Below are 22,953 nucleotides of genomic sequence, written 5' to 3' on the forward strand. Positions count from 1 at the left end.
GTTTTGTTTTTTAATATTTTCTCTATTTTTTCAATATTTCATCAAAAAATTCTTTCGAATCGTTATCAAACGTAGGTTTTTGTAACAATAATTGAGAAATTTTTACAATTTTATCAAAATCTTGTTGTGTAAAATATTCACCAAAATGTTCGTTGCAAAAATCACCAACATTTCCTAAAACGATATTCACTTCATCTTCGCTCAACTCACCTTTTTGTTTCCAACGTTCACGGAACAAACTTGCTGCTAAATAAGAAGAAATATCAATCAAATCATCAATCGAAATGTTAGATCCGTTTTTCAATTTTGCCATAATCAACGTATCCATATCGCGATAAATCACTTCTCGTATTGTCAAATCTTTATTTTCCATTCTTTGTATTCTTTCGCAAAATTAGAGATTAAAATTTGGTTCTACCTGAAATTTCATCAATTCTTTCGTTTTTGGATGTGTAAATTCCAAAGATTCTGCATGTAAATGTAAACGATTTGCTTTTTTTCCATATAAATCATCGCCAATAATTGGCGCATTTAGTCCCAAACGATGCGAAGCATGCATGCGCAATTGATGTGTACGACCAGTAATTGGATAAAAATAGACAAGCGTTTTATTGCTTTTTCTTGTAATGACTTCATATTTCGTTTGTGCCTTTTTTCCATGTTCATAACAAACCATTTGTCGCGGTCTATCGTCCAAATCGACACGCAAAGGCAAATCTATAAAACCATAATCGCGCTCAATATTTCCATCTAAAAGTGCAATGTAGCGTTTCTGAACTTTACGTTTAATGAATTGTTGTTGAAGAAGTTTATGACTTTCTTTATTTAACGCCAAAACAAGAATTCCAGAAGTTGACATATCCAAACGATGAACAATAATTGGACCTGTTGCCAATGGAAATTGATGTTTAATTCTAAGATAAACCGAATCTTTAATTTCAATTCCAGGAACCGAAAGAAACTCTTCTGGTTTATTGATAACAACCAGATCATCATCTTGATATAAAATTTCTAATTCTTCAACGGTAGAATTTTGCTTCAACAATAAGTTTTCATTCAGTTCAATTCCTTGCAACATATGTCCCAAAATAGGCTCACATTTTCCTGTACAAGCTGGATAAAATTGACCATGTTTTCTAACTTCAGACTTTGGCGAATCTCCCCACCAAAACTCAGCCATACAAATTGGTTCTAAATCATTTTGAAACGCATATTGCAATAATTTGGGTGCAGCACATTCTCCAGCAGCAGCTGGAGGTTGTTGAAAAACAGTGTTCGAAAAAATCTCTAATAATCCTTTTTCTTGCTTAAACTTATTCAAGAACTGATATTGATTAAATAATTGATTTTGAAGCGAATTAGATTTTGTTTTTCGTTCTTCTTTTAATGAATTGATTTCAGTCTCAAAAACATTTATTTTGTTTAATAAAAACTGTTTTTCAGCATCAAGTTTTTCACTCAAAACTCTGAATTCGTATTTATCGCGTAAACTTTGTTTGACTAAATCTTCTTCAAAACTCTGAAGTTCTTCTTGAGATAAAGTTGGAGAAATTGTTTCGCGTTGAAATTTTCGGTTTTTTTTATTTGATTTTAAAAGTTGTTTTCCTTCTTCAATTTTTAATTTAGAATTGATTTCAAATTGAATAAAATCTTCTTTAAGTTGTAGATAGTTTTGATTATTCTCTAATGATTCTAAAATACGATTGATTTCATTCAAACGTTCTTCTTGTTCTAAGAAAAAACCATTTTTATTCAACATATCAAAAACAGGTGGAACAAAAAGTTTGTGCTGATTAGTATTAGCTAATTTCCCCGAAACAGCTGCTAAATATCCGACTTCATTTTTTTTATTTCGAACAACTAAAACTCCAAACATTTTACCAATTGGAGTAGAAGATAGATCATTTTCTAAACCAAAATTATGTTCAAAATCGGTTTGAGTTTCCAAGTATTCTTTTAGCTCTTTACACGCTTGCTTCGCAATTTCAGTTGGTTCATAATAAAATGGATAATCAAACTTTTCGGGAAGTTCGTATGTTGTAATTGGTTGTTTAAAATATTGAAAATAACTGGACATTTGTTTCTTTAAAATCGATGCAAAGATACAGTTTAAGGTATAAATTTAGAAAAGAATAGTTTTAAAATACCAAAAAAAAGCTTGATTAATCAAGCTCTTTTTTTAATCGTCTATCGTATCTTTTTTGATGACTTTTGTATTGTTTGGCACTTTTCCGTATAAAAAGTCGAGGTATATTTTACTGTAAGAATTAAATAATTGGAGTAATTTGAAATAATTTACATCATTCAATTCTATTTTAGATTCTGTATTCGTTAATGCATTATCAATGAAATCTCTGATTTTGAATTTCGGAATTTTTAAATCATTTGTAAAATAATCTTCACCAAAATAATTCTTAATTTTTGTAATTTTATCGTATTTATCTTCATAATCAAGCAATGCTTTTCGTTGTTTTGCTTTACCAGAAAAAACATCATAAATACGCCCAATGTCCAATCTCGTCAACGTAATATCTCCACTTAAAAATCCAGCTTTCAACGAAGATGTATCTTTTATAGGTTTGATATCAGGATTAACACCAAGACTTTTATAAAGTTTTGTTACAACATCAGCTTTTTTTCCATTTTTGACATCTTTTTCAAGAATTCCTGTCAATTTTTGACCAATATATGCGGTATTCAATTGAATTGTCTGCACAGCTAAATGCACTACAATTGTTTGTTTATTGAATAAATTTGGTCTTAATATAATTAGTCGATTTTCGTACCAATCAGATTGTATTTTTAACGTGTCATTTACTTTTGCTTGAATAAGAAAAGTTCCTGTAAAATTAGAAATTGTTGTATGATTTGTCCTCAGATTTGTAACGTAAACTCCTTCTGCTGTATCGTCAGAATCGTCAATGATAATGTTTCCTTGAACCCATTTTTCTTGTGCAAAAATAAAATTCGACAACAGCAATATTAGAATGGTAAATAGTGATTTCAATTGTTCGTGATTATACGTTTAATTATTTGTACGAAGATAAGTCTTAATAAATTAGCATCAATTTTGTTAAAGTTTATTGGCTAAATTTTAAAAATCTATTAAGAATTATTGATTTTTGTTTTGATTTAATTCATTCAAATAATCTTTCGCATAAGATTCTAAATCAATCATTATCGTACCAAATTGTCTGCTCAAAACTTTTTCTTGAAGCGGATAACGCGCATTAACATAATATAAAAATTCTTCTATTTTATATTCAGGAATTTGTAATTGATTTGTATAAAAATCTGTAGGATAATAATGTTTAACTTCTTGAACGAGAGAAAGTTTTGTTTCGTAATTACGTACACGACGTTGCTCACGATAAAATCCATTCATATGACCAATTAATCGAACAGGATTTAAAACATCCATTGGTTTGAACTTCGCAATATCTCTTTTAGGTTCCAAATCTCGTAAACGTTGATCAAGACCCATTTTGTCGTACAAATCTGTTTTATTATCCTTGTGATATTTAGGTTGTAAAGGACCTTTACCAATTGTAGCACCGCTTAATTCAATCGTTTCAATATCCAAATGTGCTTGTAAAAAACCTTTGTTGTAAATGTTTTGATTGACTACAATTTTTCTTGGAATCAAAAAATCTGCTTCAAACAAAATCGTGTCACCAACATTTGCTTGAATAGAATAATAGCCTGAAGGACTTGTATATGTCTTACTTTCTGACGTCAGATTTTCTATACGAGCACCAGAAACTGAGGAAATATAATCGTTTCCCTCGTCTACAACCACAGAACCAGTAATCAACTTATTTTGCGCAAAGCTGATGAATGGAAAGATAAATAGCGTGTATGTTAACCAATATCGCATGTAAGATTTAACCTTTTATTTTTTGTTTCATTTTCGACCAACGATAATTTCGGATAAATTTCTCTTGATCTCGATTTACCATTTTTTTTGTACCATTAATTTTAGCTTCAAAAAAACCTTTCAAATAATACAAAATAAATGTTGGTTTCTTTTTACGTAAAGCCAATTTTGTGCCAGCAATTAATGTAATCCAAAATCCATAACCTAGTGAATAATAAGCTGCACCTTGTTTGTAAAGCGCCGATTTATTGTAACTCGCACCAGTTGGTTTTAGATGTTTGATGTGTAAAGATTCGTCTGTAACAACTTTCCAACCATAATATTTGCACAACAATTCGTCCACTGTATCCCAACCCATATGGGCTCTCAATCCTCCAAATTTTTCGTAACAATTTTTTCGATAAGCTTTAAATGCACCACGAATATGGTCTTTATCTGTCAGATTTTCAAGAATCCATTTTCCGTCTTTGTCAATATAAGCAAAACCACCAACCATTGCAATATCATCATCTTGATTAAAATGAGTTAAAATAGTCTCAAAATAATTGAACGGAATATCTAAATCAGCATCCAATTTAACAATAATATCATAATTAGGATCAATGATTTCATATCCTTTTAAGAAAGCTTGTATCACTTTGCTTCCTGGTTGATGTTCACCTTTTGATAAGATATTCCTTAATTTGATAAACGGATATTTAGCTGTAAATTCTTCTACAATTTGTTGCGTTTTATCGGTTGAATGATCGTTTACAACAATCACTTCATGCGGCAAAACAGTTTGATTAACGAGAGAATTTAGCGTAATCGCAATAAAATCTTCTTCGTTATGTGCAGGTATAACAATAGAGTATTTAGTAAGAAAAGTCTTTTTTTCGTTCTGCGTAGACAGCATAATATCTTGGTGTAATTCTTCTTAATAAGGGTCTTATTCCCAGTTTGTTTGATGGATGCGTCCATTTGTGACGATGTATCACATTCCATCCAGCTTTTTCCATTAACATGTCAAATTGCCAATCTTCAAATTCGTGATAATGTACATCTCGCACATCATTTTGATTACGATAAGCAGGCGAAAACCACAAACGCATCGGAATTGAAGCTAATAATTTATCTCCAGGCAAATTTCGTAGCACTTCCATTGGATTCACCAAATGTTCTAAAATTTCTAAAGCTGTTACAAAGTTAGCATCATAATTTTGCAAATCCTTATAATAATAGTCCAAATCGTCGCCATTTGTATTTTTTACATCAAAACCATTTTCCAACATCACATCTGTAAAAGGATTTTTGATTCCTAAATCAAGAATTTTATCAATAGGTTGAGCAAATTGTTTCAGCAAAGCTAAGGTTTCATTGTATCTTTTTTGTGGATATACTTTGTACATTGTGTTAGTTGTTTTTCGGATGATAAATTTAATCATCTATTTTAATATTGCTCGTTTCTATTTTAAATTTTTTTATTGCAAATTTGCCAGATGAAAACGATTGGATATTATCGATTACGAAATAAAAATAAAGTAGAAGGTTTTGCGAAGGAGATAGATGGAGTAACCTATTTTAAAGGTTATAACGAGTTTTCTTGGCACGAAAATGCTTTACAATTTGATACCATAGATATTGGAATAGATCTATTGGATAAACGAAATCGAAGATTATTTACCAATGATATTGTGTTGTATAAAGTCTCTAAAAAACCATTCTTGCGTACAGGTTTTGTCGTTTACGAACCAAAATTGAAAGTATTTGGAATCGTAGATCAACAAAGTTTTCATTTTACTCCTTTCTATGTTGAAGGTTTGTGTTTATTCGATCATGATAAATTAGAAGTAATTTCTCATTTATTTACGAAGAAAGAGGTTTCTAAGTAATTTTAACGAGATTTTTCCATTAATTAAATTTGAAAGAAAGCAAAATTGACTGTACATTTGGATCGTGAAACTATGGGCAACTAAAATTTTAATTTTTTTTTATATAACGACTTCAACTCAATTTTGTCAGTTATATAAATTTCCAGTGTTTATTTCTCATTTTATTGAACATGATAAAGGAGGAGATTTTTTGGATGAAATGAAAACTTTTTTAGTTCATCATTATGGAGGACATGAGGTTGATGCGGATTGGGAAACTGACCAAAAATTACCTTTCATGAAAGTTGAGTTTGCTCATATCGACTTTTTTTTCTCTCCTATAAAACTCTTTGATGTTTTACACTTAGATAAAGAAATTTCTACCACTTCAATCAAAATATTTGATGAAGATTTTTTACATACTTATTATTTAGATTCTATCTGGCAACCGCCAAAACAAGCGTGATTTTTTTTAGATTTATGATAGATTGATTCTTTCAATTTATCCAATTTCAGCTATTTACAACTTGTATTTAGCACATTTTTAATCTATACAATTTTACGATGTTAAATAAAATTATTGATTTTTCAATCAAGAATAAATTTATCGTGGGTTTGTTTACTGTCGCGTTGTTGATATTTGGAATTTACGACGCAACAAAATTACCCATCGATGCACAGCCTGATATCACATCGAATCAGGTACAAATTATCACCGTTGCGCCTTCTTTTAGTGCAGAAGATATTGAGCGTTTGGTGACTTTCCCTATCGAACAAGCCAATTCTAATATTGGTGGAATTTCGGAAATTCGAAGTTTTTCACGTTTTGGTTTATCTTTAGTTACCATCGTTTTTGATGATGAAACAGATGTTTATTGGGCAAGACAACAAGTTAGTGAGCGACTATTACAAGTTCAGAACGATATTCCAGAAGGAATTGGTGAACCACAACTTGGTCCAATTTCTACAGGTTTAGGTGAAATTTATCAATATGTCGTTCGACCTGCTGAAGGTTATGAAGACCAATATGATGAAACAGAATTAAGAACCATTCAAGATTGGATTGTACGTCGACAACTTTTAGGGGTTCCTGGCGTAGCTGATGTCAGTAGTTTTGGAGGAAAACTAAAACAATATGAAATCGCAATTAATCCACAACGATTGCAATCGTTTAACCTAACCATCAATGATTTGTTTGATGCATTAAGTGAGAACAATCAAAATACAGGAGGAGCTTATATTGAAAAAGGCCCTACTTCATTGTTCATTCGTTCTGAAGGTTTAATAGGTAAAATAGAAGATATCGAAAATATCTTAGTGAAACGTTCTCAAAGCGGAACACCTATTTTACTGAAAGATGTAGCGGATGTTAAAACTGGTTTTGCAACACGATATGGCGCAATGACATATAACGATACCGGAGAAGTTTCTGGTGCAGTTGTTATGATGTTGAAAGGTGCAAATAGTAATGAAGTTGTCAAAAATGTACAAGAACGTATCGAAGAAATTAAAAAAACGTTACCTGAAGGTGTGATAGTTGAACCTTTCTTGGATCGCAAAAAAATGGTTGATAATACTATTCGAACTGTAGAAACCAACTTACTTGAAGGTGCTTTAATCGTTGTTTTTATTTTAGTTATCTTCTTAGGAAATTTACGTGCCGGATTCATTGTTGCTTCTGTCATTCCTTTGTCATTGTTGTTCGCTATAATCATGATGAACATCTTTGGCGTTGGAGGAAATTTAATGAGTTTAGGAGCATTAGACTTCGGATTAATTGTCGATGGAGCAGTTATTATTGTTGAAGCCGCTATGCATCAGTTAGCACACAACAAAAAATTTGGGTTGAAGAATAAATTAATGCAAACTGAAATGGATCAAACAGTTGGTTCTTCTGCTAAAAAAATGGTGAATTCGGCTGTTTTTGGTCAAATTATTATTCTAATCGTTTATTTACCAATTTTTACTTTACAAGGAATCGAAGGGAAAATGTTTAGACCAATGGCGCAAACTGTGGCTTTTGCTTTAATCGGAGCGTTTATTCTTTCGTTGACTTATGTTCCAATGATGACCAGTTTATTCTTAAGTAAAAAGAAGAAAGTAAAACCAAATCTTTCGGATCGTATAATGGCAAAAGTTGAAGTTTTTCATCAAAAATATTTAATGAAAGCATTACGCGTTCGAAACCTTATTTTAGTTGTTGTTTTTTCGCTTTTTGCAATTGCAATCTTTGTCATGTCTCGTTTAGGTGGTGAATTTATTCCAGCTTTAGAAGAAGGCGATTTTGCTGTTGAAGCACGAGTTTTACCTGGAAGTAATCTTTCGACAACCAAAGAATATACAACCAAAGCTGCTAAAATCTTAAAAGATGAATTTCCTGAAGTTGAAATGGTAGTAACCAAAATTGGTAGTGGTGAAATTCCTACTGACCCTATGCCAATGGATACAGGTGATATGATTGTTGTTCTTAAACCGAAAAAAGAATGGACTTCTGCAACAACTTTCCCTGAATTATCAGACAAAATGAGCAAAGCTTTAGAAAATATTCCAGGGCTTTCTACTGGTTTTCAATTCCCTGTTCAGATGCGTTTCAATGAGTTAATGACTGGTGCGCGTCAAGATGTTGTCGTAAAAATATTTGGTGAAAACTTGGATAGTTTATCGAGTAATGCTGCCAAATTAGGAAAAATAATTAATACGGTTGAAGGTGCACAAGATTTGTATATCGAACCAATTAATGGAATCCCACAGGTAGTAATCGAGTTTGATCGAGGGTTATTAGCACAATATGGACTGACTGTTGGTGAAGCAAATCGAATTATCAATATGGCTTTTGCTGGACAATCCACAGGAATGGTTTTCGAAGGTGAAAAACGTTTTGATTTAGTTGTTCGTTTGGCAGAAGAAAAACGCACCAATATAGACGACATTCGAAATCTATTGATACCTACTGCTTCTGGAGTACAAATCCCTTTGAATCAACTGGCAAAAGTAGATTATAAAAATACGCCAAATCAAATTCAGCGCGAAGATGCAAAACGTAGAATTGTTGTTGGATTTAACGTAAAAGGACGCGATGTAGAAAGTGTTGTTCAAGAATTACAACAAAAAGTTGATGAAAAAATCAAATTTCCTACAGGTTATTATGCAACCTACGGTGGGGCTTTCGAAAACTTAAATCATGCCAAAGCGCGTTTAGGTATCGCCGTTCCTATTGCATTAATCCTAATTTTTATATTATTATACTTTGCATTCAAATCAGTTAAAGAAAGTTTATTAATTTATACAGCTATACCACTATCCTCTATTGGTGGAATACTATTCTTAGCTGCGCGAGATATGCCTTTTAGTATTAGTGCTGGAGTTGGATTTATAGCCCTTTTTGGAATTGCCGTTCTAAACGGAATTGTATTAATATCAGAATACAATCGTCTACGTGATAACGGAATTAAAAATACAACTCGAATTGTAATTATGGGAACACGAACTCGTCTTCGTCCCGTTCTAATGACAGCTGCCGTAGCCTCTTTAGGTTTCTTACCAATGGCTCTTAGTAATGGTTCGGGCGCAGAAGTGCAACGTCCATTAGCAACTGTTGTTATTGGAGGATTAATGGGCGCGACTTTCCTTACTTTATTTGTTTTACCAATTTTATATGTTATGTTCGAAAATATTCATTTTAAAAAGAAATCAACTCGTCATAAATCATTTCCTACAGCTATTTTATTAGTTTTAGTTTTGTTTGGAGCAACTGCCAATGCGCAAGAGCGTATGAGTTTTGATGAGGTTGTTAAATTAGCTGACGCGAATAACCTCGAAATTAAACAAGCAGAATTGAATACTGTTTATCATGAGAAAAATGTATTTGCCAATCGTTCACTTTCACCTTTAGATATAGCTGCGGAATTTGGACAAGTGAATTCGGGTGAATTTGATAACAAGTTTACTATTTCGCAATCGTTTCAATTTCCTGTGGTTTTTAAACGCCAAAAAGCTTTGAACGAACAAATGATCAGTACTTCTAAAGCAAATGAACAATTAACAAAAGTTGAAGTTAAACAACGATTAGCCAATTTGTATGTCAATATGCAAAATACAGAATATCAACAAGATTTATTGAAAGAAAATGAATTGATTTACCAAGAGTTTTTGAAGAAAGCAAATTTACGTTTGAAGAAAGGTGAATCAAACAGAAGTGAGGTTTCAACAGCTATTATTCAGTTGAAATCGATTCAAAATCAATTGAGATTAGTTGAGAATGAATTAGAAAATGAATCAAGACAAATTCAATTTTTAACCAATTCATCATTCAAAATTTATCCAACAAAAGATGGTGTAAATTGGAATGAAATTGCAGGATTATCTGTTTCAGATGCACATCCAATGTTAAAATTAGCTGAAGAAAATATTCAGACTTCTACTTTAGAAACTGAAATAGAAAAATCAAAGAAAATTCCAGTTTTAACAGTTGGATATTCAAATCAAAGCTTTTCTGATTTGGACAAAAATCGATACAATTCTTTTCAAGTAGGAGTTGGCTTACCTTTGTTTAATAGAGGAATTAATTCGTCAATCGAAGCCTCAAAAGTTAAAACTGATCTTGCAAGACAAGCGTATACTTTACAACAATCGAAGTTGCAACAAGACTTTGATGTATTAAAAAATAAAGTAAATGCTTACGAAGAAATGGTAGGGGATTTTGAACAATCTCAACTTCCTGCTGCGAATGATTTACAAAAAACAATTAATCGTCAATTACTAGAAGGAGAGATTAATTTTTTGGATTGGGTGATTTTGAATAATCAAATCATCGAAGTGAAAACAAAGTTTTTAGAAGCAAAGAATTTACGTAATCAGGCTTATGCCGCAATGACTTTTTATACTGCACAATAATATGAAAAAATATATCTTAATGCTTTGTACATCTTTTGTTGTGATGAGTTGTAACAAAGAAGAAACAAAACCCGAAGTAGAGCAAAAATCAACTATTTCTACCTCAATTTTAAAGTTGACAGATGCTCAATTAAAGAATTTTGAAATTGATACAACCTCTTTACGTCATCAGAATTTACCTACAACTATTCGGCTAAATGCAAAGACGGCTGTAACCCCAGAAAATACTATTTCTATCACCAATGCTTTTGGTGGTTATGTGAAAAGAATTACATTAATTCCAGGAAATTATGTGAATAAAGGACAAGTTTTGGTAGTTTTAGAAGATCCGCAGTATATTCAAATGCAGGAAGATTATCTCACAACAAAAGCTTTGTTAGAGCAGGCTAGTGCAGATTATGTTCGTCAAAAGGATTTGAATGCAGAGCAAGCGGCAAGTGACAAAGTGATGCAACAAGCGAAAGCAACACGTCAATCGTTGATGGTAAAGAAAAGTTCCTTGGAACAGAAACTAAGATTAATGAATATCAATCCTTCCTCAGTTTCGTTGAGTAATATTCGACGTACCATCAATGTTTATGCACCGATTAGCGGAATGGTGAGTCAGGTTTTTGCGAATACAGGACAATATATTTCGCCAGCAGATGCAATGTTAGAAATTATTAATCCAGATCGTTCTTTGTTGAATGTAAAAGTATTTGAAAAGGATCTGAGTAACATTCAGATTGGTCAATTTTTGAAAGCTTATACCAATGCAAAACCAGATCAAAAGTTAGATGCGCAAATCACCTCAATTTCAAATCAAGTGAATGAAGATGGAACGGTTGATGTTTTTGCACGAATTACGAATGCGAATGGAACGCGATTAACAGCGAATATGTATTTCAATATCGAATTGCAAGTGAATTCGCTTGACGCGAATGTTTTACCAGAAGAAGCTGTAATTCAGTTTGAAGGAAAAGATTATGTGTTCGAAAGACAAACTAAAAATCAGTTTCGATTAGTTCCTGTAAAAATAGGAGGTTCTGCGAATAAAATGATTGAAATAAAATCTCCTCAAAATTCAGGAAAAGTCTATGTTTCGAAAGGAGCATATTATCTTTTGACTGCGATGAAAAATAGTGGAGAAAGTGAGTAAACTTCGAATTATTGAATATAAAAAACGAGCAATAAATTGCTCGTTTTTTATTTAATTTTCTTATTTTTTAATTAAAATCCAATTAGAAAATTTGCTATATTCATCTCATCTTGATAAATTCATTAATTTTGAAAAAATGGAAAGTATATGCAAATTTTAGTAATCGAAGATGATAAGCGAATAAGCGAATAAGTGATTTTTTAATCAAAGGATTAGAAGAAAATGGACATTTGGTTAGGCTTTGTAAAGATGCGGAAACTGTTTTAGATAAATTTCTTACGATTCAGTTTGATTTGATTATTTGTGATATTATGTTGCCAAAAATGGATGGAATTTAGCTTTTCAAACAATTCGTTAAAAAAATATTCGCTCCAATTTTGATATTTAGTGCATTATATACAGTTCAACATAAAGTTTCGGCTTTTGATTATGGTACAGATGATTACATTACAAAACCATTTCATTTCGACGAATTGTTATCGGGAATCAAAGTTTTAAAGCTTGGTAATCAGTTTAGTTCAAAAAAAAATCTGAAAATAAATTGATTTTGATGACTTACAAATTTTTAAATGCAGTTTAGGGAATAAAATTTGATATTCACACCAATGTTTTGGATGTTTACATTTCGAATTCGCATAATAAAATCGAGAAAAATTGTACGAAATATATCCATAGACTAAAAGGTGTTGGTCATCTGTTTAATGTCTAACTTATGAAATTATAACACCGATTAGCGCTTTATTCAGTCATTATTTTGATTGTTTGTTCAGGTAAAGAGTATATTTTACAAGAAAATGATGTTAGTTATACAATAGAAATCCCACAAGCAGCTAAGCTCAATAATCCTTATTTATAAAATTTTTAGACCGTCTTTATTCATCATTGAGATGGTTTTTTATAATCTTTCATTCATGAAAATTACAATTGTAGATGACGAATTATTGGCGGTTACTTATCTAAAGAATCTTTTAGAGAAACAGTCTATTATAGATGTTTCTTCCATTACAATTTTGCGTACTACAAAGAAAGCAAGGCTTTTTTTAAAGAAAATTCGGTTGATCTTATTTTTATGGATATTGATTTGGGAGATGGAAAAAGTTTCGAAATGTTTCAAGAAGTTGAGATACTAACGCCAATTATTTTTATCACAGCTTATGATGAACATGCTATGAAGGTATTCAATCATTTTACGATAGATTATATTCTTAAACCGTTTGAAGTAGAGGGATTGAGGAATTGCATGTTGCTTTGCAAAAATTTAAAACGATTCGTACAAGCTTCGTTATTTTACCAACTTTACAATCTATTGCAGTTTTAGAGAATTCTCCGTCCGATATTATGTATCGTTTTTTAGTGACAAATGGTAATAAATTACGCTCAGTTGAAGAACATGAAATTGATTATTTTTTTGCTTCGGGAAAACATCTTTTTATAAAAACGAAAGATGAGCTAACCTGTATTTATGATGACACAATAAAGGATATTATAAATAAATTGGATGAGACTATTTTCTTCAAAATCAATCGAAAGTTTATTGTTCACATTGATGCAATTACTGAAATAATAAAACATTCAAGTCAAAAAATTGAAATTCATCTTTAACCAAAATCAGAAGCTGAACAAGCTATTTTTATCAGCAAAACGCAGATTTATAGTTAGATGGATTGGATGAATCGATAAAAAAATCTCACATTTGTGAGATTTTAAAATATTATTTGATCGAAAAATTAATTACAACCACTCATCATCATCTTCTGAATCTTCTAATTCAGCATCGATGAATTGAATATAAAATGCAACAATTTCTCCTTTTTCATTGTATCCAAAGTAAGCGGGATAAATTCCTTCACCAAAACCAGCTTGAAAAATTGGCGATTTGAATTCTGTATTTGGAATTGTCCAATTGATCCAATCTCCTTCTTCTGATTGATATTTCGGATTATTTTTAGCGTTTTCTACAAATAATGCATTGAAATAATCATCATATAAATTTACATCACCTTTACTTTCGAATTCATCAATAAACTTTACAAAAGAATCTTTTGCTTCTGCATCAACAATTGTTGCTAAACCACTTTCAATAGAAAAACCAAAATATTCTCCTTCTTGTAATTCGTCAATCAACTCAATTCCTTTCATTGCTTCTTCATAACGAACAGGTTTTTCGTTTGTAAAAGCAACTTTGATACAACCAATCAAATTCTCAACATCACCATCGTCTTCAAATTTTACGATGCTTGCAGTTACAGGAAAATTACCTTTTGGCGTTTCAAGGAAATAAGGATCTTTGTCCATTGATAAATATTCACCCAAAGGATCATTTACAAAGATTTTACCTGATGGTAAAGAAACTTCTCCCATTTCGATTTGGTCGATTTCTACACCTCCAATTTCTTTATCTGTAAAATATTTTTCTAAATCATTAGGAGCTAAAGTGAATTCTCTTTTAGATTCCCAAGTTTTTAACCATTCTGCTGTTGGTTGCATAAATTATTGTTTTTAAGTGGTACAAAATTACATTAAATAATGAGACTAGCTTAACTTTTATATGTTAGTGAAAAATTAAATTATCTTAATTTTTTTCTCAACTCGTTCTTATCAATATCATATTCTAAATGCATGATCGAAATTAAATCATCTTCAGAAAGTAAATTGTTTTTGTAATATTGAATTAAAAATGATTCGATTTTAGAAAATTCATTTAATGATTTTTGTAAAAAATAAGCTTCAACAAATTGATTATCTTTTGTTTTTAATGTAATTAAATTACTAATTCCGTGCGAACCTTCTGGGTTTTCGAACTCACCAAATTCTTTTACAGCTTTTCCTTTGTAATCTTCATTATCAATGACAATAGAAAATAAATCGTTGATTGAAAAAGTTTGATCCTTTACAGAAATTGTATCTTTTGTAAATGTCAATTTTCCATCAAAATTACCTTTCAATTCTGTAGTAGGTCTTTTAAAATAACCATTCCAATAAGCAACAGCAGTAGCTAAAAGCCCAATAAAAATGTAATAATACGTTTGATTTTTAAAAACTTTCAGCTCCAAAAACACAAAACTAATTACAGTAACGGCGAGAAATGATAAGATTACTTTCGCAATTTGTTTATTATTTTTTTTAGGTTTTTCTGGTACAAAAATTTCAAAACTATAACTATCCATGTGCTATTTCTTTACGAACTCTACTTAAACTTTCGGGTGTGATGCCTAAATATGAGGCGATCATCCATTGTGGTATGCGAGAAAGTTGGTTGGGATAAAGACGCATAAATTCTAAATAACGAGTCTTTGCAGATGCACCAAGTAATAAATTAATACGATCTTGTAAACTGCGCACATGATTTTGAATTAATTTATTTTGAGCAGCTAAATAATTTGGATTTAATCGAGTGATTAGATTATTTAATTTTTCATTCAATAAAATAACGGTAGAATCTTCTATTGCTTGAATATAAAACTTTGATTGTTGCTTACAAAAAGCACTATTTCTATCACTTACAATCCAATTTTCTGTTCCGAATTGTAAAACATGTTCTTTTCCGTTTTCATCTATTGTATAAGAACGAATAACACCAGATTCAACAAAAAAATAATCTTCGGAATATTCACCAGGTTCTAAAATAAATTCATTCTTTTTGATGTGTTTTACTACCAAAAATTTTTCAATTTCTACCCATTGTTCTTCTGTGAGATCAATAATATTTGATAAATGTTTTTTATAATTTTCCATATGTATAGGAATGTGCAACAAATTTAAGAGAAATTAATCAATAAAATTGTATCAATATTTGTTACAATTGAAAATTTTGTACTAAATTTGTCCCATCGATTTAGAGAAATGAATAATTTAAAATTTGCAACGGCGATTCATATTTTAGTTTTGACTGAAAAATTTAAAGGACAATTAATTACTTCTGATTTTATTGCTGGAAGTATTAATGTGAACCCTGTTGTGGTTCGTCGTGAAATAAAATTCTTGAAAGAAGCAGGTTTTATCGATTCGAAAAAAGGTAAAGAAGGAGGAATTTATTTAGTTAAAAATTCTGCTGATATTTTGTTAGGTGATGTGTATAAAATTGTCAATCAAGAAAATGTTTTTGGACGAATGAATCATACCAATCCAGAATGTCCAGTTGGTAAACAAATGAATGACAATCTTGAAAGATTATTTGATAATGCTGAATCAGATTTAATTAAATCGTTAAATCATAAAACTTTAAAACAATTTTCTGATGAATTTCAGTAAAATTTTTTATCTTTAAATGTAACAAAATTAATTACAATATAAAATTAAATAAAATGAGAGTAGCAGTAATTGGAGCAACAGGTTTTGTAGGCTCACATATCGTAGAAGAATTGGTAAATAGAAATCAATCTATCAAAGCATTTGCACGAAATACTGACAAGGTTTTAGATAGTAAAAATGTAGCAAAAGTGGCGTTAGATGTAAACGATGTGCAAGCTTTGGCAACAGATTTGAAAGGTGCTGATGTGGTTGTAAGTGCTTTTAATGCTGGTTGGACGAATCCAAATATTTATGAAGATTATTTGAAAGGCGCAAAAGCTATTGAAGAAGCAACTAAATTAGCAGGCGTAAAACGTTTGATTGTTATTGGTGGTGCGGGAAGTTTGTATGTGAATGATCAAAAAGAATTACAAATTGTAGACGCGCCAGATTTTCCTGAGCAAATAAAACAAGGTGCTTTGGCTGCGAGAGATTATTATAATATCTTGAAACAAGATAATGAGTTGGATTGGACAATGTTTTCTCCAGCGCCAGAAATGCATCAAGGTACTTCTGGAGAGCGAAAAGGAACATATCGTTTAGGAAATGATGTACCAGTTTTCAATGCAGAAGGACGTAGTATTTTGTCTGTGGAAGATGTTGCAGTGGTGATTGCAGATGAAATAGAAAATGCCAATCATATAAAAATCAGATTTACAGCAGCTTATTAAGAAGTTTGAATAAATTTACAATAAAATTATTTTTATAGGACAATTTTTTGTTTTTGGTACGGTTTGTGAAAAACAGATAGCAAATACAAGAATAATGAAATTGTCAATCGCAATAGGATGTTTAATCCTAAGTTTAGGATTTGTTCTAATATGCTCTTTTCTAAATCTTGGTGTATTTTTTAATCAACTGCTTGGAGTAGTTTTTCTGTTCTGTAGTTTGTTTATGGGATATTTAGGTTTTGTCAATTTATTTGACTACCTAAATCATTCAAGATTATTAAATAAAGGAGTAAAAGTAAAAGCACATATTATTGAAATAAAAAGAGGTTTATTAGGAGAAAATCATTTGCCAGACTATATAGTTGAAGTTTTTTATAAACATCCAAATACTGAAAAAATTTATTATACAGAATTTGAATATTTTGGAGATGTTAACGCAAGTGAGAATCTAAAAAAAGGAAAAGAGGTTGATATTTTAATCGATCCTCAAAATCCAGAAAATATATATTATAAAAATATAATTTAAAAAAGGCTGTTTATTTGTTAGAACAGCCTTTATTATTTTTATTAGGATAAAAACTATTGTTTGATATACGTTTTATTTCCGTTATCGTTGATATAGTATTTTCCACCTTTTGGTCCTACATAAACTTTGTGTCCATTGTAAGTCCCTGCCGTAGTTGTTTTAGCTACATTCGTTTTTGTTTCTTTTTTTTCTGAAGCTACTTTTTTATCATTGACTGTTTTAGCAGTTGCATCAGTTTTCTTAGTTGTAGTTGCTTTTACATCCTTTTTTGTTTCTGTTACTTTTTTATCAGTTGTAGCCTTTGTTTTTGCAATTTCTGTTTTAGCAGTCTTAGTTGGAATTTTAGTTTGAGCAAATCCTACAGTAGATCTAGTAAATGCAAATAAGCTAAGCGCGATAGCTGTTTTTTTTAATTAAATTCATTGTAATTTGGTTTTGAATTGTTATTTATATTCAGTTAAAATTTCTATTCAATATTAAATAAATTATCCACCAAAACAACCAAAATAAACTTAAGATTAGCTTAAGAATAATTATTTCAAATGATCCAATAACATTTCTGCTGTAGCTGGGTTTGTTGCTAATGGAATATTGTGTACATCGCACAGTCTCAGTAACATATTTACGTCGGGTTCGTGCGGATGTTTCCCCATTGGATCTCTAAAAAAGAAAACCATATCTGTTTTTCCTTCCACAACACGAGCGGCAATTTGTGCGTCACCACCAAGAGGACCAGATAGATAGCGTGTAACTTTCAAGCCAGTTTGCTCCGCATATTTTCCTGTCGTTCCAGTTGCGATAAATGTGATATTATTTTTATTTAAAGCTTCTTTATGTTTCATTAAAAAATTGACCATTTCAGCTTTTTTTCCATCATGAGCGATCAATGCTATTTCCATATATTTTTTCTATTTAATCTAAAATCTTACTTTTGTACAAAGTTAGCAGAACAATCTTAAATAACGAGTTGTTTTAAGAATTATAAATAGTATACGACTATGAAATTTAATTTATTAACAGTAAAAGAAATTGTAAAATTAACGGCTGATGCTGTTCAAATTTCGTTTGATGTTCCTGAGGAATTACACGAAGAATACAATTTTTTACCTGGACAATATATCACTCTTAATATTAATGGAGAACGAAGAGATTATTCTTTGTGTGAATCTCCTAATGATAAAAAATGGAGCATTGGGGTTAAATCTCAACCAAATGGAAAGATTTCTTCTTATTTAGCAAATGAACTAAAAGTTGGTGATCAATTGGAAGTTTCTACACCAAGTGGACGTTTTACAATTCCAACAAAACCAAACGAAAAACGTACGTTATTAGCTTTTACGGCGGGTAGTGGAATCACGCCAATTATGAGTATGTTAGAGTTTACTTTGCAGACTGAAGAATGGGTAAATTTTCATATTTTTTATGTAAATAGAGATGAAAACTCAATCATGTTCAAAGAGCGTTTGACAGAATTGAAACAAAAATATCCAAACAATGTTTTTATTCATCATTTCTATACGCGTCAAGATCAAGAGAATTTTATTTACAACGGACGAATTGATGAGAAGAAGTTTGATTTAATTTTGAATCAAATTATTGATATCAATGAAGTCGATGAAGCAATGGTTTGTGGACCAGAAGAAATGATTTTGACTTTAGCGAAGAAAATCAATGAAGCGGGAATTATCGAGAAACATATTCATTTCGAAATGTTTAATCCTTCAGTGAAAACAGAAGATATTTTTACAAAACATGACGAAGGACCTCAAACGGTTCAAGTTACTGTAACACTTGATGGAGAAACTTCTGAAGTGACTTGGGATAGAGGAAAAAATTTGATTGATACAATGTTAGACGCTGGTATTGATGCGCCTTATTCATGTAAAGGTGGTGTCTGTTCGTCTTGTATGTGTAAGATAACAGAAGGCGAGGTGCATATTGGAGACAACTATGTATTAACAGATTCTGACTATGAAGAAGGAATGACGTTAGCGTGTATTTCTCGTCCAAAAACAGCTACTTTAGCAATTGATTTTGACGAAGTTTAAGAACAAAAAATATCTAATAAAAAAAGACGGAAATTATAAATTTTCGTCTTTTTATTTTATGATAATTTAATTTTCTTCATCAAACATTTCTTTGAATGAGACAAATTCTCTTCCAGGAAGAATCAAATTTAAAGCAACTCCAATTATAGAAGCTAAAGCCATTCCTTCTAAAGAAAATAAATCTCCAATGTGAATTGCTGCCCCACCAATTCCGATGATAAGAATAACAGATGAAATTATTAAGTTTCGTTTAATCTTAAAATCAACTTTATTTTCGATTAACATTCTCAAACCGCTTGAAGCAATAATTCCGAATAATAAAATAGAAACGCCGCCCATAACAGGTGTTGGAATTGTACTTAATAATGCTGAAACTTTACCACAAAATCCAAATAAAATAGCAAAACATGCTGCTCCAATAAATACATAAATGCTAAAAGCTTTTGTAATGGCTAAAACACCAATATTCTCGCCATACGTTGTGTTTGGAGGTCCACCTAAACAAGCTGCAATCATTGTTGCAATACCATCTCCTAACATCGATTTATCAAGACCTGGATCTTCGATTAAGTCTTTGTTCACGACTTTACTCAAAACTAATTGATGTCCGATATGTTCTGCGATTGGTACAATTGCGACCGGAATCATTAAGAAAATAACATACCAAGACAAAGTTGGTGTGTAATCTACAAAAGGAATGGTAAAATCTGGAATCATAAACCATTTAGCTTCTATAACAGGATTTAGGTCGACAACTCCCATCGTAATTGCAAAAAGATATCCACCAATAATTCCGACCAAAACTGGAATTACACTCAAAAAACCTTTACTGAAAATTGCTGTAATTATCGTGATAATTAAGGTAACAAAACCAATTATAACATAGGTTAAATCATATTCACCAGAAGGATTATTTGTCACCATTTTGATTGCTGTAGAAGCTAATCCCAGACCAATTACCATAATTACTGGACCAACAACAATAGGGGGTAAAAGTCTCATTAACCATTTTGTTCCTGCCGTTGCTATAAATAGTGCGACCAATGAATAAGTAACTCCTACCAAAAAACTACCAACCAAGAAACTTCCTGTCGCAATTCCACTTTCTGGGTTTGTTTCTAAAGCTTTCATTGCGATAATTGGATTGATAAAAGCAAATGAAGATCCCAAATATGAAGGGACTTTTCCTCGTGTAATTAAGATGAAAACTAAAGTTCCGATTCCACTCGAAATTAATGCAATTGCTGGAGACATTCCTGTCAAAGCAGGAACTAAAACTGTTGCACCAAACATTGCAAAAAGATGCTGTATACTTAATAATATACCTTGTCCTAACTTCGGTTTTTCGTCGATCGCTAAGATAATATTTTGGTCATTTTGTTGACTCATTTGTAAAAGAAATTGAAATTGTTTTGTTTGAATGCAAAAGTAGCTCAAAACGATTAATAAGTATAGAAATCATATAACTATTTAGCGAAATCTTGTAAATGGTTTTGGAACAATTCTATCGAAATTTGTAAGACAAAAATCAAAGAGTTATGGAAACAAAAGAATTAAAATTCAAAACAAATATAAATTGTAGTGGTTGCGTGAGCAAAGTGAAACCTTTTTTAGATAAGTTAGATGGTTTAGAAGCTTGGGAAGTTGATACTGATAATCCAGACAAAGTTTTGTCTGTAAAAATTAATCAAGCAACAGACGAAGAAATTATTGATACAATTGAGGAAGTTGGTTTTTCAGCTGAATTAATTGAGGAATAGATATTTTTTTTAGGTAGAATGACTTATTTTTTGTGATAGTTTAAGTCAATATAATCTCAAGTTAATCTTGTGTTGACTTGAGATTTTTTATTTTTTCGAAATTGTAGAAAGAAAAGTACGCCCATAGCAAGTTGAAGAATAAATAATAAAATAATCCAAGTATTCATTTTTGCTGCAAAATCAGATAATTGATTGTACATTACATCATATTTATCTACCGAAGTTTCAGCTATATTTTTCACAAACTGTATATCGTTCGATTTTTCAATGAGCATAATTTGTTCACCTTTATAACCTTCATTTTTATTCGGAACAACTTCAATTTGATTAGCGCTTACAAAAAACAGAAAAATACTAATGATTGTAGATAAAAATAATAGAAAATAATTGATGTATTTCATGAGTTAGATTATGTTTTGCAAAGATACACTAACTTTTATTAGCTTGTTGTATATGCGTCAAATGATGATTGCAATTCCAAGCATAAATCGCAAGATTTGTTTACTGATGACGAAATTTTTTGTCCCAATCACTTTCAACAAAAGAATTTAACAAAGTAACCCAACGTTGATGCAGCCTTCAGAACGATATTATTGTTCGAATTTAGGTTCTGAAAGAGAGGTGATTTCATTCTGAATTTTTTGTGGAAACTCACGAATTGTTAAAATTCATCATTCAATAGATTCTTTGTTAAATGATGTTGAAATTTCAAATTTTCTAGTGTTTTCATATTGTTCTTAAGTTTAAGAAATTTTTACAACTTTACTGATAAAAATTATTCTATTTTGTTAAAACAAGTCACTAACTTTGCAACTTCAAAAAATAATTGTGCAAACCAAACGCATCATAAAATTTGTCACGATACTGATTATTTTTATAATTCAGTTTCTGTTTTTATTTTCGATAATGAACGAAAGAATAGAACATTATCTTGTTCCTTACATTATTGCTGCAATTTGTTTACTTTTGATTGTGGTTTACCGCAAGTTTCCACTGCATCATCACGAATATTCTTTTGATCGTAAAACTTTGGTTTTATGGATTCCTATTGCAGCAATAATTACATATTTGATCAATAATAAATTAGGTTTAGGCGGTGTTTTTTCTGCAGGAATTATAGGAACTTTAGGTTCTTTTTTAACGAAGTTTAATTCTCGTTCAGAATATCTAAAACAAATTGCAGGACCAATTTATTGTGGTGCTTTCATTGGGATGACTTCGCTTGATTTTCAGTATGTTTATTGGATGATTATTTCGGCTGGAGTTTTTACTGCCTTGTTATTTTTTGCTACAAAATCTTTATTTGTTGGTGTGGGTGGAAAGCTAGGAACATTAGCATTTATAGGCGTTTTGTTGAGTATGTTGTTGTTTAAATTAATTGCGGGCTAATGATTATTGAATTTTTAATATTAATGATGTGTTCAATAATAGCTTCATTAATAACATATGAATTAAACATTCGTTTCAAGCAAGGACCAGTTCGAGCCTCTGCAATGATTGCGATGATTGTTGGCGGATTTTTCTATTTCTTTCCAACAATTTTACCTGAGTTTTATACCAAAAATATTCCGTTGTATGTAATCGGTGGAACTTTCATTGGAATGGTATCATCAACCATAAATATCAGTTATTTTTCGTTGGTTTTCTCTCCAATTTTATTTGCAGTTTTATTGCATTATACGAGCAAAATTTTCAATGGTTATGGAGGCGCGTTAGGTACAACAGCTTGCATTTCGTTGATGTGCACAATGGCATTCCCAATTATCACAAAAAATAAAAAGGTAACGTATGGTTATCGACTAATTCGAATTATTTTTAAGAAAAGAAAACGAAATAAAATTATTAAACGTAAAGTTTATTCGTAATTTTACCCATCTAACCTTAGGAAACTTGTAATAGC

27 protein-coding genes are annotated in these 22,953 nt (G+C 30.8%); 15 read left to right on the forward strand and 12 right to left on the reverse strand.

Annotated features, from left to right (window positions below; all coding sequences use genetic code 11):
* Positions 1–22: 22 nt before the first annotated feature.
* The 6 genes from B4G36_RS05040 to B4G36_RS05065 all read right to left on the reverse strand — a co-directional run bounded on the left by B4G36_RS05040 (position 23) and on the right by B4G36_RS05065 (position 5,265).
* Positions 23–373 (reverse strand): hypothetical protein, encoded by a 351-nt coding sequence (locus tag B4G36_RS05040; protein WP_291062452.1) that lies wholly within the window; start codon positions 371–373, stop codon positions 23–25.
* A gap of 21 nt (positions 374–394) precedes the next feature.
* Positions 395–2,077, reverse strand: a complete 1,683-nt coding sequence (locus B4G36_RS05045; RefSeq protein WP_291062454.1) for an RluA family pseudouridine synthase — start codon at positions 2,075–2,077, stop codon at positions 395–397.
* 102 nt (positions 2,078–2,179) lie between these two features.
* Complete coding sequence (locus tag B4G36_RS05050) at positions 2,180–2,974, reverse strand: hypothetical protein (protein WP_291062456.1); 795 nt, start codon at positions 2,972–2,974, stop codon at positions 2,180–2,182.
* A 138-nt stretch (positions 2,975–3,112) separates the two neighbouring features.
* Positions 3,113–3,877 carry a hypothetical protein gene (locus B4G36_RS05055; protein ID WP_286494881.1) on the reverse strand — a complete coding sequence of 255 codons (765 nt, stop codon included), beginning with the start codon at positions 3,875–3,877 and terminating at the stop codon, positions 3,113–3,115.
* A 7-nt stretch (positions 3,878–3,884) separates the two neighbouring features.
* The gene (locus B4G36_RS05060; protein ID WP_291062458.1) at positions 3,885–4,772 is read right to left on the reverse strand and encodes a glycosyltransferase family 2 protein; all 888 of its coding nucleotides are present in this window, start codon (positions 4,770–4,772) and stop codon (positions 3,885–3,887) included.
* Positions 4,732–5,265 carry a methyltransferase gene (locus B4G36_RS05065; protein ID WP_291051813.1) on the reverse strand — a complete coding sequence of 178 codons (534 nt, stop codon included), beginning with the start codon at positions 5,263–5,265 and terminating at the stop codon, positions 4,732–4,734. The genes B4G36_RS05060 and B4G36_RS05065 overlap by 41 nt, the downstream gene beginning before the upstream one ends.
* Positions 5,266–5,355: 90 nt before the next feature.
* Between B4G36_RS05065 and B4G36_RS05070 the strand changes: the two genes are divergently transcribed.
* From B4G36_RS05070 to B4G36_RS05095, 7 genes are all read left to right on the forward strand, one after another.
* Complete coding sequence (locus B4G36_RS05070; protein ID WP_291062459.1) at positions 5,356–5,748, forward strand: hypothetical protein; 393 nt, start codon at positions 5,356–5,358, stop codon at positions 5,746–5,748.
* A gap of 199 nt (positions 5,749–5,947) precedes the next feature.
* On the forward strand, positions 5,948–6,193 hold the full coding sequence (locus B4G36_RS05075; RefSeq protein ID WP_291062461.1) for a hypothetical protein: 246 nt from the start codon (positions 5,948–5,950) through the stop codon (positions 6,191–6,193).
* 98 nt (positions 6,194–6,291) lie between these two features.
* Complete coding sequence (locus B4G36_RS05080) at positions 6,292–10,620, forward strand: CusA/CzcA family heavy metal efflux RND transporter (protein ID WP_291062463.1); 4,329 nt, start codon at positions 6,292–6,294, stop codon at positions 10,618–10,620.
* A 1-nt stretch (position 10,621) separates the two neighbouring features.
* Positions 10,622–11,758 (forward strand): efflux RND transporter periplasmic adaptor subunit, encoded by a 1,137-nt coding sequence (locus tag B4G36_RS05085; protein WP_291062465.1) that lies wholly within the window; start codon positions 10,622–10,624, stop codon positions 11,756–11,758.
* Between the two features lie 230 nt (positions 11,759–11,988).
* Positions 11,989–12,096 (forward strand): hypothetical protein, encoded by a 108-nt coding sequence (locus tag B4G36_RS13955; protein ID WP_349676930.1) that lies wholly within the window; start codon positions 11,989–11,991, stop codon positions 12,094–12,096.
* A 731-nt stretch (positions 12,097–12,827) separates the two neighbouring features.
* Positions 12,828–13,076: a LytR/AlgR family response regulator transcription factor gene (locus B4G36_RS05090; protein ID WP_291062467.1), complete on the forward strand. Its 249-nt coding sequence runs from the start codon at positions 12,828–12,830 to the stop codon at positions 13,074–13,076.
* Positions 13,007–13,360 (forward strand): LytR/AlgR family response regulator transcription factor, encoded by a 354-nt coding sequence (locus B4G36_RS05095; protein ID WP_291062469.1) that lies wholly within the window; start codon positions 13,007–13,009, stop codon positions 13,358–13,360. The genes B4G36_RS05090 and B4G36_RS05095 overlap by 70 nt, the downstream gene beginning before the upstream one ends.
* Positions 13,361–13,489: 129 nt before the next feature.
* Here the strand turns inward: B4G36_RS05095 and B4G36_RS05100 are convergent, their stop codons facing one another.
* From B4G36_RS05100 to B4G36_RS05110, 3 genes are all read right to left on the reverse strand, one after another.
* Complete coding sequence (locus B4G36_RS05100) at positions 13,490–14,245, reverse strand: DUF4241 domain-containing protein (RefSeq protein ID WP_038335748.1); 756 nt, start codon at positions 14,243–14,245, stop codon at positions 13,490–13,492.
* A gap of 80 nt (positions 14,246–14,325) precedes the next feature.
* Positions 14,326–14,925: a hypothetical protein gene (locus B4G36_RS05105; protein ID WP_219035245.1), complete on the reverse strand. Its 600-nt coding sequence runs from the start codon at positions 14,923–14,925 to the stop codon at positions 14,326–14,328.
* On the reverse strand, positions 14,918–15,493 hold the full coding sequence (locus tag B4G36_RS05110; RefSeq protein ID WP_125349347.1) for a Crp/Fnr family transcriptional regulator: 576 nt from the start codon (positions 15,491–15,493) through the stop codon (positions 14,918–14,920). The genes B4G36_RS05105 and B4G36_RS05110 overlap by 8 nt, the downstream gene beginning before the upstream one ends.
* Positions 15,494–15,601: 108 nt before the next feature.
* Here B4G36_RS05110 and B4G36_RS05115 point away from each other — a divergent pair, with 108 nt between their 5' ends.
* The 4 genes from B4G36_RS05115 to B4G36_RS05130 all read left to right on the forward strand — a co-directional run bounded on the left by B4G36_RS05115 (position 15,602) and on the right by B4G36_RS05130 (position 17,596).
* Positions 15,602–16,009, forward strand: coding sequence for an RrF2 family transcriptional regulator (locus tag B4G36_RS05115; protein ID WP_291062471.1), 408 nt, complete (start codon positions 15,602–15,604; stop codon positions 16,007–16,009).
* Between the two features lie 53 nt (positions 16,010–16,062).
* A complete protein-coding gene (locus B4G36_RS05120) occupies positions 16,063–16,719 on the forward strand; it encodes an NAD(P)-dependent oxidoreductase (protein WP_291062473.1) in 657 nt (218 codons plus the stop codon).
* 94 nt (positions 16,720–16,813) lie between these two features.
* Complete coding sequence (locus B4G36_RS05125; protein WP_291062475.1) at positions 16,814–17,245, forward strand: hypothetical protein; 432 nt, start codon at positions 16,814–16,816, stop codon at positions 17,243–17,245.
* Between the two features lie 210 nt (positions 17,246–17,455).
* Positions 17,456–17,596, forward strand: a complete 141-nt coding sequence (locus tag B4G36_RS05130) for a hypothetical protein (RefSeq protein WP_291062477.1) — start codon at positions 17,456–17,458, stop codon at positions 17,594–17,596.
* Between the two features lie 182 nt (positions 17,597–17,778).
* Here B4G36_RS05130 and B4G36_RS05135 read toward each other — a convergent pair whose 3' ends face one another.
* Entirely contained in the window at positions 17,779–18,144 is a 366-nt protein-coding gene (locus tag B4G36_RS05135; RefSeq protein WP_019973715.1) for a methylglyoxal synthase, read from the reverse strand.
* A 99-nt stretch (positions 18,145–18,243) separates the two neighbouring features.
* Between B4G36_RS05135 and B4G36_RS05140 the strand changes: the two genes are divergently transcribed.
* Positions 18,244–19,293 (forward strand): 2Fe-2S iron-sulfur cluster-binding protein, encoded by a 1,050-nt coding sequence (locus B4G36_RS05140; protein ID WP_125349352.1) that lies wholly within the window; start codon positions 18,244–18,246, stop codon positions 19,291–19,293.
* A 66-nt stretch (positions 19,294–19,359) separates the two neighbouring features.
* Here the strand turns inward: B4G36_RS05140 and B4G36_RS05145 are convergent, their stop codons facing one another.
* Positions 19,360–20,682 (reverse strand): solute carrier family 23 protein, encoded by a 1,323-nt coding sequence (locus B4G36_RS05145; RefSeq protein WP_221854442.1) that lies wholly within the window; start codon positions 20,680–20,682, stop codon positions 19,360–19,362.
* A 149-nt stretch (positions 20,683–20,831) separates the two neighbouring features.
* Here B4G36_RS05145 and B4G36_RS05150 point away from each other — a divergent pair, with 149 nt between their 5' ends.
* Positions 20,832–21,053, forward strand: a complete 222-nt coding sequence (locus B4G36_RS05150; RefSeq protein ID WP_038335762.1) for a heavy-metal-associated domain-containing protein — start codon at positions 20,832–20,834, stop codon at positions 21,051–21,053.
* A 56-nt stretch (positions 21,054–21,109) separates the two neighbouring features.
* Here the strand turns inward: B4G36_RS05150 and B4G36_RS05155 are convergent, their stop codons facing one another.
* Positions 21,110–21,454: a hypothetical protein gene (locus B4G36_RS05155; protein WP_221854443.1), complete on the reverse strand. Its 345-nt coding sequence runs from the start codon at positions 21,452–21,454 to the stop codon at positions 21,110–21,112.
* A 505-nt stretch (positions 21,455–21,959) separates the two neighbouring features.
* On the opposite strand from B4G36_RS05155, the gene B4G36_RS05160 reads away from it, so the two are divergent.
* Together B4G36_RS05160 and B4G36_RS05165 are read left to right on the forward strand one after the other, a co-directional pair.
* A complete protein-coding gene (locus tag B4G36_RS05160) occupies positions 21,960–22,442 on the forward strand; it encodes a hypothetical protein (protein ID WP_291062480.1) in 483 nt (160 codons plus the stop codon).
* 23 nt (positions 22,443–22,465) lie between these two features.
* On the forward strand, positions 22,466–22,918 hold the full coding sequence (locus B4G36_RS05165; protein ID WP_291062482.1) for a hypothetical protein: 453 nt from the start codon (positions 22,466–22,468) through the stop codon (positions 22,916–22,918).
* Positions 22,919–22,953: the final 35 nt, after the last annotated feature.

Origin of the sequence: Empedobacter sp. UBA3239, from assembly GCF_002362875.1 — a bacterium.
Taxonomy (GTDB): domain Bacteria; phylum Bacteroidota; class Bacteroidia; order Flavobacteriales; family Weeksellaceae; genus Empedobacter; species Empedobacter falsenii_B.

Excerpts from the sequence above, each read along its gene's own strand:
- B4G36_RS05040 (WP_291062452.1), bottom strand. The coding sequence starts at position 373 with ATGGAAAATAAAGATTTGACAATACGAGAAGTGATTTATCGCGATATG.
- B4G36_RS05045 (WP_291062454.1), bottom strand. The coding sequence starts at position 2,077 with ATGTCCAGTTATTTTCAATATTTTAAACAACCAATTACAACATACGAA.
- B4G36_RS05055 (WP_286494881.1), bottom strand. The coding sequence starts at position 3,877 with ATGCGATATTGGTTAACATACACGCTATTTATCTTTCCATTCATCAGC.
- B4G36_RS05060 (WP_291062458.1), bottom strand. The coding sequence starts at position 4,772 with ATGCTGTCTACGCAGAACGAAAAAAAGACTTTTCTTACTAAATACTCT.
- B4G36_RS05065 (WP_291051813.1), bottom strand. The coding sequence starts at position 5,265 with ATGTACAAAGTATATCCACAAAAAAGATACAATGAAACCTTAGCTTTG.
- B4G36_RS05070 (WP_291062459.1), top strand. The coding sequence starts at position 5,356 with ATGAAAACGATTGGATATTATCGATTACGAAATAAAAATAAAGTAGAA.
- B4G36_RS05075 (WP_291062461.1), top strand. The coding sequence starts at position 5,948 with ATGAAAACTTTTTTAGTTCATCATTATGGAGGACATGAGGTTGATGCG.
- B4G36_RS05080 (WP_291062463.1), top strand. The coding sequence starts at position 6,292 with ATGTTAAATAAAATTATTGATTTTTCAATCAAGAATAAATTTATCGTG.
- B4G36_RS05085 (WP_291062465.1), top strand. The coding sequence starts at position 10,622 with ATGAAAAAATATATCTTAATGCTTTGTACATCTTTTGTTGTGATGAGT.
- B4G36_RS05090 (WP_291062467.1), top strand. The coding sequence starts at position 12,828 with ATGGATATTGATTTGGGAGATGGAAAAAGTTTCGAAATGTTTCAAGAA.
- B4G36_RS05100 (WP_038335748.1), bottom strand. The coding sequence starts at position 14,245 with ATGCAACCAACAGCAGAATGGTTAAAAACTTGGGAATCTAAAAGAGAA.
- B4G36_RS05105 (WP_219035245.1), bottom strand. The coding sequence starts at position 14,925 with ATGGATAGTTATAGTTTTGAAATTTTTGTACCAGAAAAACCTAAAAAA.
- B4G36_RS05110 (WP_125349347.1), bottom strand. The coding sequence starts at position 15,493 with ATGGAAAATTATAAAAAACATTTATCAAATATTATTGATCTCACAGAA.
- B4G36_RS05115 (WP_291062471.1), top strand. The coding sequence starts at position 15,602 with ATGAATAATTTAAAATTTGCAACGGCGATTCATATTTTAGTTTTGACT.
- B4G36_RS05120 (WP_291062473.1), top strand. The coding sequence starts at position 16,063 with ATGAGAGTAGCAGTAATTGGAGCAACAGGTTTTGTAGGCTCACATATC.
- B4G36_RS05125 (WP_291062475.1), top strand. The coding sequence starts at position 16,814 with ATGAAATTGTCAATCGCAATAGGATGTTTAATCCTAAGTTTAGGATTT.
- B4G36_RS05135 (WP_019973715.1), bottom strand. The coding sequence starts at position 18,144 with ATGGAAATAGCATTGATCGCTCATGATGGAAAAAAAGCTGAAATGGTC.
- B4G36_RS05140 (WP_125349352.1), top strand. The coding sequence starts at position 18,244 with ATGAAATTTAATTTATTAACAGTAAAAGAAATTGTAAAATTAACGGCT.
- B4G36_RS05145 (WP_221854442.1), bottom strand. The coding sequence starts at position 20,682 with ATGAGTCAACAAAATGACCAAAATATTATCTTAGCGATCGACGAAAAA.
- B4G36_RS05150 (WP_038335762.1), top strand. The coding sequence starts at position 20,832 with ATGGAAACAAAAGAATTAAAATTCAAAACAAATATAAATTGTAGTGGT.
- B4G36_RS05155 (WP_221854443.1), bottom strand. The coding sequence starts at position 21,454 with ATGAAATACATCAATTATTTTCTATTATTTTTATCTACAATCATTAGT.
- B4G36_RS05160 (WP_291062480.1), top strand. The coding sequence starts at position 21,960 with ATGAACGAAAGAATAGAACATTATCTTGTTCCTTACATTATTGCTGCA.
- B4G36_RS05165 (WP_291062482.1), top strand. The coding sequence starts at position 22,466 with ATGATGTGTTCAATAATAGCTTCATTAATAACATATGAATTAAACATT.